The organism is Streptomyces spectabilis (genome assembly GCF_008704795.1).
In the GTDB taxonomy this organism is placed as follows: domain Bacteria; phylum Actinomycetota; class Actinomycetes; order Streptomycetales; family Streptomycetaceae; genus Streptomyces; species Streptomyces spectabilis.
Map to the genome: position 1 here is coordinate 9,738,305 of NZ_CP023690.1, position 12,005 is coordinate 9,750,309.

A 12,005-nucleotide genomic window follows, 5' to 3' on the forward strand; every position below is an offset into this window, starting at 1 on the left:
GCGTCCTGGCGGACGGCGAGCTCGTCGTATCGCGTGGCGATGGCGCGGTGGGGTCTGAGGCGATTGATGCCGCCAAGATCCACTCTTGATGCAAGCCCTAGCCGCCGTGAGTCCCTGTGTGCTCGACGGTCTCGGATCCACTGCCGACGCGCCACTCCAACGACGTCAGCGGTGGCTGAGCGACCGGCGCCCGCCCGGGCCCGCGCAGGACGGCGAGCACCGTATCGGGGTGCAACAGACACGTCGGTGGCTTCGGCAGCGTCACCACATCGAACAACGCGCGAGTGACGCGTGGGCGGCCGGTGGCGGTGAGCATCAGCCGGTCGACGTAGGAACGCAGCAGCTTCGCGCCCATGTGCGACTGCTTGCCGATGGCTCCGGGGTACAGCATGTCCTGCCCGGCCGCCAGGTCCCAGGCGGTGCCGACCGGACGCGCGGTGGCCTTCTGCACCCGGCGGGCCAACCCGTGGGCGTCCAGACCGTGGGTGCGCAGCGTGTCGCGGAGGGCGAGCGCGCTCTGCGCGGCCACGGACATGCCGTGGCCGTAGAGGGGGTTGTAGGTGGCCACGGCGTCGCCGAGGACGAGGAAGCCCTCCGGGGTGGCGAGCTTCTCGTAGAAGCGGCGGCGGTTGACCGTGCTGTGCGAGATCTTTACGTCGGTGAGTGGTTCGGCCCGAGGGATGAGGTCGCCGACGACCGGATGGCGGACCAGGAGGCGCGCGAAGTCGGCGAAGGCACCTGCGCTGCCGGTGGGCTGCCCGCCGCGGGTGCCGGAGAGGGTGACCAGCCACCGGGCGCCCTCGATCGGCACGATGGTCGCCGTGCGCCCCGGCACGGGGCGGCGCGGATCGGACTGGACGTTGACGATGGGAAACCGCTCGCTGCCTTCCGGACCCCTGAAGAAGCGGCTGGCATAGGCGAGTCCGGAGTCGACGGTCTCCTCGCGCACGGCGGGCACGCCGAGGGCGGCGAGCCACCGCGGTGCGCGCGAGCCGCGGCCACTGGCGTCGACGACCAGATCGGCGTCGAGCGTGGCCTCCGTACCGTCCCGGGCCCGGAAGCGCACCCCGCACACGCGCCGGGCCGTTCCGGTCAGACCCAGCAGCTCGGCCCGCTCGTACACGGTGATCACCGGGTGTGTGAGGACGCGGCTGCGGACCACCCAGTCGAGCAGATCACGGCTGCAGGCGATGACGTACTGCATCTCCGGCCAGCGAGGCAGCCAGCCGGCCGCGCTCATGCTGACCAGGCCGGTGGGCAACGGGATGCGGCGAGCCCCGGCAGCCAGCCAGTGATCGGTGATCCTGGGCAGCAGCGCCTCGATCGCGCGGGCGCCTCCGGACCACAGCAGATGGGCGTGGTGGGCCTGGGGCAGTCCCTGGCGCGGCCGCGGGCCGACGGGCAGCGTGTCCCGCTCGATCACATCCACCTCGTCGGCCACCTCGGCGAGCGCGGCCGCGGCAAGCATGCCGGTCAGACCGGCACCGATGACGACGGCTCGGCGTCGACGGTACGAGGAACGGGGCCGGGAAGGCGTCATGACGGCTGGCTCTCTGCGCGTGAGGCGTCCTGGCGCACGCCGCGTGAGGCGTCCTGGCGGACGGCATGGACGACGGGAGACTGGGCCAAGGCACGGGACATGCGTACCAGGACCCTTGAACTGACCGCCAGCGTGGGGGAGGAGGCGTCCTCCGAAGGCGGCCGGATCTCCCCCCTGCCGTCCAGTGCGCAGACGACCATCGCGGCCAGAGCGATGGCTTCCGCCTCGTCCGCGTGCGCCCCGGCCCTCAGCGCCCTGGCCCGGGCCCGCTCGTGCACCGCCGGGTCCAGGCGGGGAGTCAGGGCGAGCAGACCGTCGTAGATGGCGGCCTCGCGCTGAGTGAGGCGCAGCCCGGAAGACGACCACCACGGCATCGGGACGGGCGGCAGGAGCGCGTCCCGGTGCAAGGCGCGCCACAGCGGGCCCAGGGCCCGGAACGCGGACCAGTTGCGCCGGGCGTCGGACAGCCGCTGCCCGACCAGCGGGAGCAGATACCCCACGGCGCTGGTCACGGCGCCGCCCGCGGCCAGCGGCGGGGCGTAGTCGGTGCTCCACTCGTCCCAGTCGGCGCCGTTCCAGCGGGCGACGACGGCGGCGTACTTGGTGGCGTCGAAGGCGAGATTGCCCGCGTAGCCGATGACGATGACGACCAGTCCCGCGCGCAGCCAGCCGTGCACCCTCATCGACCAGCGCCAGCACAGCGTCGTCATCACCACGGCCGCCACCGTGTTCGACACCAGGTACAGCACGATCATCTCGCGGATGTAAGGGGTGTTGGCGTAGTAAGTGTCCAGGTCGCGCAGCCGCTCGACGGGGGCGTCACCGCGTACGAACAGCGTGATCAGCAGCACGATGACCACCCCGTAGGCGGTGATCCAACCGCGGGCGGCACGGCGGACGTCCTCGGGCCGCCCGCCGCGCCAGTTGATGATCAGGGCCAGGCAGGCGGCGCTGAAGGCAGACATGACGCAATACACCAGCGGAGCCGAGAAGTTGACGATGCCGGTGAGGTCGTTCACGGCTGCGATGGTCGGCGGCGCGGCGAAGAAGAACACGGCCACGGACAAGACCAACAGGGCACACACCGACCGCAGGAACGGATCGTGCCTGTGACGGATCAGGGCAGGCGTCTTGGCGGCGGTGGCCACGGCCAGAGCCGCAGCGGGGAAGTAGTAGGCCGAGTCCTGCACGTCTACTCCTGTGGCCCGCGGTGCCCCAGTGCCGCTTCGATGCGTCGAGCCAGCGCGTCGCGCGGTGTGCGGCTGCCGTCGGCGGACGGTCTCAGCAGGGGACGGCAGCGCGTACTGAGCCGGTAGCCGAAGGCGTCGGCCTCGCGCTCCTCCGTCTCGTTGTCGAAGTGGGTGCGGGCCGCCACCCGGAGGACCGCGTCCTTGGCGGATTCCAGGTCGACTTTCCCGGCCAGCAGCCGGGTGGCGAGCACCGCTTCCTGTCCGCCGGGACGGCACTGGCCCTGATACATGTGCCAGACTTCGTGGCCGAAGATCACACACTGGTGACTCGGGTCGGTGTGCCGCTCCACGGCCAGCAGGTCTTGGCCGTCGAGATTCAGCCAGAGCCCGCTCACGGACGACGTGGTGGGGAAATGCACCAGTTGGAACGTGACCCTCCGGGACCGCTCCTGGCTCATGCGGGCGCACAGCGCCGCGAAGAGGTCGACTGTCGTGGCTGAGGAGGGCAGTTCGAGTCCGGCCAGCAGCGTGTTGCACAGGCGGCGCATGGTCCGCTCGACTCCCATGTCTCTCCGTCGGCCGGTCTGGCGGACACGGGTGACACCGTGCCCGGGCAGTGGTTCGGAGGGCGCTGCCGCACCCGTCGGCTACGCGTGTGCCGCTCGGCTCCCAAGGCACCGCCCGCGGTGAGCAGACGCACCGGCAAGTCCCCCCGTGGTTACCGACGATCTCCTACTCGTCACGCTGTGACCACCATCGGCTTTATGAAAGCGAAAAGCCTGCCGGGGGATCAGGCCGGAGAAATGGTGTCAGGACGTCAGATCTGCGACACCGCCGTGACCTTCGTTCACGTCTCAGGTGTCGTCGATCTGTACGCGCCGGTGCGCCTGGGCACCTGCCGCAGCGCGAAACTCCCGGTCAGGGCCGCGTGTTCCGCTCAGTGGACCGGAATGTGTGCCATCGGCCCCGCGTAGGCATCCTGGGCAAGCCGTGACGGCAGGGGCACTGGCGCCGGATGTGCCCGGACGGGGGAGTGGGCAGGGCTGTGGGTGCCAGGGCGCGGGGGTCGGCTCGGGCAGCCGGACGACGGTCCGGCCCTGCCCGCCCGGCAGGAGGCGCGGCCGCCCGACAGCGCGGTAGAGCCCGGTTCCGTAGCGCCAGCCCGCCCTCTCCGCGTCCGAGCGCCGCACCGCCGTCGGGCCGACACATCGACCGGAGGAACACGTGATGAGTTCAGCCAACCCTGGGACCTCTGCGGACCTGGTACAGCAGGCGCGCAACGTCGACGTATCCGCAGCCGACTGGGTCTATCTGCGGGACACCATCAGGGTCAACAGCGCCCTGTCGCACGAGATCCGCGGGGACAAACCGGCCCCGGGGACGCGGCTGGTGCTGATCGCTCGTGAGATCACGCACGATCCCGGGTACGTCCTGTCCGTGACCGGGCACCCAGTGCTGCTGGTTGCCGAGACCTACCGGGGCAACGGCGGAGGCGTCGACACCACTGGACCTGTCGGTGTCGGCGGCGAGATCGGCAGCGCCGGGGGCACCGGCGGCGGTGCGGGGGGCCGCGACGGCAAGTCCGGAGGCCCGGGCGGCAACGGCGGGCCAGGGGGCGCGGCCACTCCGATCACCCTGCTCGCGGCGCGAGCGAGCAACGTACGGCTGGTCGCGCGGGGCGGCAGGGGTGGCTCGGGCGGCACCGGCGGCCAAGGAGGTCAGGGCAAGGACGGCACCAAGCCGCCCAAGCCGGGCGAGGACGGCCGGGATCCCGGCTACGGCGGCCCGGGCGGACGCGGCGGAAACGGGGCAGTCGGCGGGCCGGGTGCCCAGATACGCGTGGAGACCGTCGAGCGTTCGGGCGTGCTGGGCGACGGCAGTGGCGGCGACGCAGGACCCGCCGGGGCGGGAGGCGGCGGAGGAGCCGGAGGCGGGGGCTACAACGGCCCCGGAGAGCCCGGGCGGGACGGTCCGGCGGGCCAGCCCGGCCCGGCTGCGGGCCCGGGCGTGACCCCCGCGTTCCTCACGCACACCGCCGACGCGTGGTGGGCCATAGCGCGCGGGGAGCTGGGAGCGGTGTACACCGAGGCCTGGGCGGAGTACCGCACACGGGTCGGCGAGTTCCTGTTCCGCTGCTACGCACCGGGCCTGGCGGACAGGAACGACAACCGGATCACGGCCGGGCACGAGTTCACCCAGGCGCTCGTGCTGCGGCCGGGGCATGCCCGCGCGGTGGAACTCTCCCGGTACCTCGCCACCAACCTGACCCCCCTCGGGGTGCCGTACGACGTGGATGTCGTGCCGCACTTCCCGGCACAGGAGCAGTTCGTCACCGCCTACGGCGATCTGGTGGTGGGTGTGTACACGGCGGCGACGGACCTGCTGCTCTTCGCCAAGGGGGAGGCGCAGAAGATCCAGCTGGTCGAGACCGATCTGGGCCACCTCAACGACATGAAGACGGTCCTGGACACGGAGCGAAGGGCGGCCAAGGCGGGAGTCGACGCCGCCAAGGGCCGGGCGGACATCCTCGACAAACAGCTGCGCGAGGTCCAGGCCCAACTCGACGCGGTCCGCACGAAGATGGCCAGCGAGCGCCTGGAGTTCCCGCCGGGAAACGATCTGGGTCCGGTGATCGGTGCCGCCATCGTGGTCGCCGCCGCCGTCTCCGCCCTCTACACCGGCGGGGCCACCATCGCGGCCATGCTCGTCGCGAGCGACATGCTCGCCAAGACCGCCGCGTCCATGGAAGGCTTCGACACCGCTACGGGGAAGTACCGGGACGGCAGCTATCTGGTCAACTGGTTCGACTGGGCCAGCGGCGTTCCCAAGCCGCGCCCCGGGATCGACATCAAGACCTCCAAGCTCACCGACCTCGGTGACAAGGCCGCCGCGTTCATCAACGCGTCCGGCACCCTGGTCCAGCTCTTCCAGGCCAAGGTCGACGGGAAGCTGGAGAACGAGGAGAAGAACCTCCTGGTCCGGCAGTTGGAGCTGGCGAGGGAGCGGGCGCTGCAGATGCTGGAGATCACCCATCAGCAGCTGAACCTGGCCGTGGCCGATGCCAAGATCGCCGTCAATGCGAACGACATCGCGCGCCTGACGAACCTGGAGGGGGGCTGGCAGCGTGACATCTCCCAGCTCATCGACATCTGCCGCCGGATGATCACCCGCAACCAGCACTACATGGACCTGCTGACCGAGTACTGCTACTACGCCAACCGGACAGTGGACCTCTGGACCTTCAGCAGCCACGCGCCCGCCTTCACCTTCGACTTCGGCTATCTGCACCCGGATGACATCGAGAACGCCTACCACCCGCTGGCCCGCGGCGACGACAGCCGTGTGAACGGCCTGCTGGAGCAGTACCAGTACTCCAAGAGGCAGCTGTCCGCGCTCATGGACCGGCGCAAGGAGTACGACTCGTACGGCCTGAACCAGGACGTCCACTACCTCCGCCTGACCGCTCCCGAGGTGCTGAACGCGCTCAGGACCCACGGCACCGCGAGCTTCACCGTCCCCCTCGACGCGTTCGCCGACCGCTTCGAGATGAAGACCGCCTACCTGCACGTCGGCCTGCTGGGCGCCACCTGTGCCAACCCCCGCATGACCGTACTGGTCGAGCATCCGGGCGCGGCCACCAACCGGTACCGCGACGGCTCCCCGCGCACGGCGACGGCCGGCCCCCGGTCCAGCACGGTCCAGGCGACCTTCGACAAGAACGACCCCGGCAGGCCGATGACCGACCAGGCCTTCTACGGCCGCAGCCCCGCCACGACCTGGCGCATCACCATCGAGCCGGCCGCCGCCCAGGAGGCCCAGCTCGACCTCGGCGGCCTGAGCGCCGCCTACGTCACCCTCTGGTACTGGCACTTCCGCCGGAAGTCCCCTGGTCCGGCGCCCGCGCCCATGATCGTACGGGCGGACTTCGACGGCGACGGCATCGTGGACGAGACGGTCTGGGAACCGGAGCAGGGGCTCTGGCACGTCCGGCGGTCCTCGGACGGTGAAACCCTCACCGAGACCTGGGGCCAGGCCGGTGACTTCCCGGTACCCGCCGACTATGACGGCGACGGCACAGCGGAGCTGGCCGTGTTCGACCCCTCCAGCGGCAAGCTGTTCACCCGTCCCCTGCTCGGCAATCGACCGGTGGCGTACCACTGGGCCACCGCCGACCACACCCTGACCGTCGAGGAGCAGACGGGAGCGGAACGCCTGGCCACCGCGTTGGAGGCGTGCGCCGGCCAGCTGTCCGGGAACCAGCGCGCCGCGGAAGCCGTCGATCCGCAACAGACGGCGTGCCTCCTCCTGCGCCGCCTGACCCAGCTGGACCCCCGCCACCTGCCCCAGACCGCCCAGGCACTGGTCCGCCTGACGCACTTCCTCGCGGCAGCGGGCCGCTGGGAGGAGTCGGTGATCACCGGCCGGGAAGTCATCGCACTCTGCAGGCGGCTCGCCGCGGATCACCCGCAGGACGACGCACTCGCCCACCGCGCCGCCGAGGCCCTGATCGGGATCGCCGGGCACTGGTGGCAAAAGCCCGACCTCCAGGCCGAAGCCGCCGACCTCGCCCTCCAAGGCACCTCGACGGCCGGCATGCTGGCGGCCAAGAACCCCACCTACCGGCCCCAGCTCGCCGCCTGGGCCACCTCGCCGACCACGCCGTTCCTCGCGCACGTCGGCCGCACGGACGAGGCGCATCTGCTCGGAACACAGGCCATCACCCTCTACCGCACGCTCGCCGCGCAGAACCCGGCCGACGACGAGCTCGTCTACCGCGTCTCGTGGTCGTCCATCGAGGTCTCCCTCCACCTCTGGAGCAAGCCGGAACTCCAGGGCAGGGCGACGGAAATCACCGTCTCAGCCATCGACAACTTGCGGACCCTCAGCAGAAGGAGCCCCTCCTACCGTCGGCAGCTCGCCCAGTGGGCGGCTTCTCCGGCAGCGGCATTCCTCGCACAGTCGGGGCGTTGGGACGAGGCCGTGGCGGTGGGCGACGAGTCGATCAGTCTCTATCGCACGCTCGTCGCGGAGAACCCGGATGACGATGAGCTTGCCTACCGCCTCTCGTGGGCATCGATCGACATCGCTCTCCACCTGTGGGGCAAGCCCGAGCTCCAGGCCAAGGCGACCGGTCTCACCGTCTCAGCTGTCGACAACTTGCGGACCCTCAGCACGAAGAACCCCTCCCACCGCCCGCAACTGGCCGACTGGATCATGTCGCCCGCGTCTGCCTTCCTGGTCAGCACGGGCCAGCGGCAGCGCGCCATTGACCTGGTGCGGGAAGCCGTCGACCTCTACACCCAGCTCAACACCGAGGACCCCGTCACCTACGGGCCCAAACTCGCCAACGCCAAGAAGACACTGGAGCAACTCGAAGCGTGATCGCCCATGGCACTGCGGCCGGCGTCGAACCACTGCTGCCCGCAGCGCGGGTCCCTGTCACGCCTGCCGCTCGACGCCATCGGTCGGCGCAGGAGCCACCCGCCGGAACGGAGACGTAACATCGCCGCCCTCCCGGGCGTGCACAGGTGGCGGCCCTGCACCACCTCCTGGACCTGCCGGAGACGGGCGCGACCAACGGCGCGGCCCGTCCCGTATCCATCACCGAGGAGGTCGCGAACCATGGCTGACGTGAAGATCGAGGAACTCCTCGACGACGTGGTGGTGCACCTGCCGAGTGCTGTGCAGGTGCGCGCGCGGGGCGGGCGGCGGCGGGCCCGGCGCCAAGCCGCGGGCGCGGTCGTGGCCGCGACGGCGGTGATGGCCGGGGCGCTGGTGTGGGCGGGCGTGGACGGCGACGAGGGACGCGCGCGCCCGTCGACCGGCCCGAGCACCCCGGCGATCGTCGTCGACGGAATGCCGCGGATCCTGCCCCCCGACGAGGTCCCCGGGAACGGCCGCTGGCACTGGCAGGCCCAGGAAGAGGACACGAAGGACTCACCGCTGCCGCGGATCGCGGAGAGCGGCTCGTGCCCCGATTCGTTCCGCGAGCGGAAGACCCCCGAGCACGTGCAGTACTCCGCCACGTACTACTCCGAGGGCGCCGACGGCGCGGCTTCCGCGAGCCACCGCATCGTCTCCTATGCGAGCCCGGAGGTGGCCGGACGCGAGCGTGCGGCTTACGAGGCGGAACTGGAGGCCTGCGGTCTGAGGTACCGGGGCGGCGAGCGGCCGCGCTGGTCGGGCCCCGCCGTCGGCGACGGCACCCTCCTGCGTGTCACCGTCCAGCAGGACGGCAAGTGGCTCTCGGTGGTGGAGGTGCGGGTCGAGTCCTCCTGAGGGCAGGCCGGGCCGAGCACTACGCCGGTACTTGGTGGGAACCGCGAGGTGTCTGGGTGCGGTACGAATGGCCGAGTTCCGGGCCGAGTCCGAAGTAGTGGCGGAAGTTGTAGATCAGAGGGCTCCAGGCCGTGGGGTCGATGTGGTCGGTGCCGGGCACGACGACGCGGGCATCGGCATGGACCTTGCGCACGACGGCCTCCACGATGACGAACTCTCCCGAGACGTCGGGCCGCACCCGCTCGGCGCGGGCCTCCAGCTGGATCGGGCACTCGGCGACGCGAGGAGGCCGGACCAGGTGGGACGGTTCGCCGGTCAGCCCGGCCGCGGCGAACTTCTCCGGCTCGAAGCGGCAGCCGTCGGGCTTGGTGGAGGGCACCGGGTTCCGGCCGGTCAGGGGCGCGAGACGTTCCACCGCCGGCCACTGGGCGGGGGCGGGCAGGTTGATCACCACGTCGGGGCGGCTGCCGAGGTTGTGCGCGGTCTGTCCGTCGCGGCCCAGACCCAGGACGACCGTATGGCCGAGGGCCCATGCGGAGGACATCGGGGCCAGGTTGAAGGTGCCGTCCTGGTTCTCCGTGGTCAGGAGCACCACCGGCGTCCCGAAGTACAGGATGCTCGGTGTGATCTCCACGTGGGTGACGGCTGTTTCCTGGGCCCGGATCCCGGGAGGTGCTGTGTTCATGGAGGGAAGCGTAGGAGCCGGATGTTTCGGTAGCGGCCGAAGCGTCACGGGTGACAATGGACTGCATGAATGCGAAGCGGGCACCGGGGAGCGGCCCCGATCTGGCCTCCGTGGCGAGGCTTCTGGCCGATGGCACGCGGGCGGGTTTCTGTCTGGCCCTGCTCGACGGCCGCGCATGGACGGCGACGGAACTGGCCCGACACGTGGGAGTGGCGCCCTCCACCGCGACCGAGCACCTGCATCTGCTCGTACGCGGAAACCTGCTCGCCGAGGAACGCCAGGGCCGCCATCGCTACGTGCGTCTGGCCGGGCCCCACGTCGCCGAGCTGGTCGAAAGCCTCGCGGCGCTGGCCCCCGAACACGCCGCACCTCCCCGCACCCTGTCGGCGGCAGGCCGCCGACAGGCCCTCGCGCACGCCCGCACCTGCTACGACCACCTCGCCGGGACCATCGGGGTGGCCATCACCGACACGATGATCGAGCGACGCCTACTCGATCTGGCACACGGGCTCAGCCTCACCCGCGCCGGAGCGGACTGGCTCGAAGATCTCGGCATCACCGTCCCGACGGGGACGCGTCGGCCGTCGGTGCGGTCGTGCCTGGACTGGACCGAACGCCGCCCCCATCTGGCCGGCGCGGTCGGTGCCGCCCTGTGCCGGCACGCCTTCGACACAGGCTGGATCAGCCGCGTCGGCACGACCCGCGCGGTCGTCGTCACCCCGCTCGGCGAACAGGCTCTCCACCACCACCTCGGCTTGCCCGGTGATCTGCTCGCCGGGAGATGAGCGCCCTACACGTACACCGGCTTCACCGCTCTACGCTGCTCCATGGCGCTTTCGCCCCACAGGAACAAGTCATTCCAACCTCCAAACCAGCCTTGCCGCGCCAGCGGAGACGGCGCTGCCCCTCCCGATGGATACAACTGATGCCAATCAGCCACGATCCGGCCGGGGGCAGGAGTGAAACGCGTGCGCACGAAGCAAGCTGCCGCCGGACTCGCCGCTGCGGTGTTGAGCGGACTGCTGGCAACTCAGGCGTCAGGCCTGGGCGACGCAGACTCCGAATCCATTTCAGCGGCCCGGACAGCGGAGTTGTCGCACCTCGCGGAGAGCTACCTCCAGACGCGAGCCAGCATGGTGACGACCAGCCCTCAAGCCCCGCGACGCACCCTCCTGGGCGCCACTCCGCCCATGGCGGATCGCCTTGAGGACGAGTTCGTGAGACTCAAGGCGAAGGGCAAGATGTACGAGGGTGTCGACGGCGGTTACAGCAAGGCTGTCGTTGACGTCACGGTCACGGGTTCATCGCTCGATGGCAATGTCGCCACCCTCGAGATCACTGAAGACGGCCGTCTCTACGCGCCGCTCACACCTGCGGACGTGGCTGGGGGAGCACCGGAGTACGAGGAGTACTCACTGCCGCACACGGTGACGTTCGTGAAGCAATCCGACGGTTCCTGGCTGCTTTCATCGGACGAAGTTGATGCGGGCTCCGGCCCAACCCCCAGCACTCAACTGACAGAACCAGATGTGACGGACGACGGAGGCGAAGCGCCGGACGAGGACGCGGACGAAGGCCGCAAGGAGCGGTCGCGCTCGTCGGCGTGACGACGGTGCGGGACCGGCGCGGTGCAGCTGTGCCCACGCGCGAAGAGGTGACGAGTGCGGCGACGTTGGTGGCCGGTGGTCATGGCCGTGTGGGCGGTTCTCGTGGTGGTCGGTGGGCTCCTGACGCTCTACTTGAGCGGTGGTGAGGGCCACGCGGTGGACCCGGGCCGTGGCGCGCCGTCGGAGACTCCATCGAGCACTTACGACGACCCGCCCTGTCCCAGCCCGACCGAGGATGACGCCACGTTGAGCGCCTGCGCCCATGAGGTAGGGGACTAGCGTTGCATCAGGCAACGTTCGCCCTGTCGACAACTGCACACAGGCGTTCGCTGACGGCATGCGGGGGATCACCTCGCGGGGCGCACCGGCTGGGGGATCAAGCCAGACGGCGCGCCGCGCCACATCACGCCAGGGCAATCGTTCCGGATGCTAGTCGTCTACCCGCTCCTTCAGATGGACGGTCACGGTGTCCCCTTCCTCCTTGCCGATCGCCTTGCGCACCTCCGCCTTCACAGGCAGCTTGTGCCTGCCGTCCCCCAGGGCCATGAAGGAACTCTGGAAGGGATGACCATCGATAGTGCCCCGGACCTTCACCAGGCCGCGGGTGCCGAAGAACTCGGCCGACTCAGGCCACACGACGTAAGTCCAGCCGCCGTTCTTCGGGCTCTTCTGCAGGGTCGCGGTGAATTGCTTGTCCATCATGG

The 12,005-nt window shown here is 70.4% G+C and carries 10 protein-coding genes; 5 read left to right on the plus strand and 5 right to left on the minus strand.

Going from position 1 to position 12,005, the window contains the following annotated elements; translation table 11 throughout:
- Positions 1-97 precede the first annotated feature (97 nt).
- The 3 genes from CP982_RS41170 to CP982_RS41180 are packed head-to-tail and all read right to left on the minus strand — an operon-like array spanning position 98 to position 3,296.
- Positions 98-1,540 carry an FAD-dependent oxidoreductase gene (locus CP982_RS41170; RefSeq protein ID WP_150515182.1) on the minus strand — a complete coding sequence of 481 codons (1,443 nt, stop codon included), beginning with the start codon at positions 1,538-1,540 and terminating at the stop codon, positions 98-100.
- Positions 1,537-2,730, minus strand: coding sequence for an MAB_1171c family putative transporter (locus CP982_RS41175; RefSeq protein WP_150515183.1), 1,194 nt, complete (start codon positions 2,728-2,730; stop codon positions 1,537-1,539). The genes CP982_RS41170 and CP982_RS41175 overlap by 4 nt, the downstream gene beginning before the upstream one ends.
- A gap of 2 nt (positions 2,731-2,732) precedes the next feature.
- Positions 2,733-3,296: a toxin-antitoxin system, toxin component gene (locus CP982_RS41180; protein ID WP_229879112.1), complete on the minus strand. Its 564-nt coding sequence runs from the start codon at positions 3,294-3,296 to the stop codon at positions 2,733-2,735.
- A 180-nt stretch (positions 3,297-3,476) separates the two neighbouring features.
- On the opposite strand from CP982_RS41180, the gene CP982_RS41185 reads away from it, so the two are divergent.
- From CP982_RS41185 to CP982_RS41195, 3 genes are all read left to right on the plus strand, one after another.
- Positions 3,477-3,704 carry a hypothetical protein gene (locus CP982_RS41185; RefSeq protein ID WP_150515184.1) on the plus strand — a complete coding sequence of 76 codons (228 nt, stop codon included), beginning with the start codon at positions 3,477-3,479 and terminating at the stop codon, positions 3,702-3,704.
- Positions 3,705-3,957: 253 nt separating this feature from the next.
- The gene (locus CP982_RS41190) at positions 3,958-8,112 is read left to right on the plus strand and encodes an FG-GAP repeat domain-containing protein (protein ID WP_150515185.1); all 4,155 of its coding nucleotides are present in this window, start codon (positions 3,958-3,960) and stop codon (positions 8,110-8,112) included.
- A gap of 240 nt (positions 8,113-8,352) precedes the next feature.
- Positions 8,353-9,009 carry a hypothetical protein gene (locus CP982_RS41195; RefSeq protein ID WP_150515186.1) on the plus strand — a complete coding sequence of 219 codons (657 nt, stop codon included), beginning with the start codon at positions 8,353-8,355 and terminating at the stop codon, positions 9,007-9,009.
- Positions 9,010-9,028: 19 nt separating this feature from the next.
- Here CP982_RS41195 and CP982_RS41200 read toward each other — a convergent pair whose 3' ends face one another.
- Positions 9,029-9,694: a flavin reductase family protein gene (locus tag CP982_RS41200; RefSeq protein ID WP_150515187.1), complete on the minus strand. Its 666-nt coding sequence runs from the start codon at positions 9,692-9,694 to the stop codon at positions 9,029-9,031.
- A gap of 56 nt (positions 9,695-9,750) precedes the next feature.
- Here CP982_RS41200 and CP982_RS41205 point away from each other — a divergent pair, with 56 nt between their 5' ends.
- Both CP982_RS41205 and CP982_RS41210 read left to right on the plus strand, forming a co-directional pair.
- Complete coding sequence (locus CP982_RS41205; RefSeq protein WP_150515188.1) at positions 9,751-10,479, plus strand: ArsR/SmtB family transcription factor; 729 nt, start codon at positions 9,751-9,753, stop codon at positions 10,477-10,479.
- 183 nt (positions 10,480-10,662) lie between these two features.
- Complete coding sequence (locus tag CP982_RS41210) at positions 10,663-11,301, plus strand: hypothetical protein (protein WP_150515189.1); 639 nt, start codon at positions 10,663-10,665, stop codon at positions 11,299-11,301.
- Between the two features lie 429 nt (positions 11,302-11,730).
- Here the strand turns inward: CP982_RS41210 and CP982_RS41215 are convergent, their stop codons facing one another.
- On the minus strand, positions 11,731-12,000 hold the full coding sequence (locus CP982_RS41215; RefSeq protein ID WP_150516003.1) for a DUF1905 domain-containing protein: 270 nt from the start codon (positions 11,998-12,000) through the stop codon (positions 11,731-11,733).
- Between the last annotated feature and the right edge of the window lie 5 nt (positions 12,001-12,005).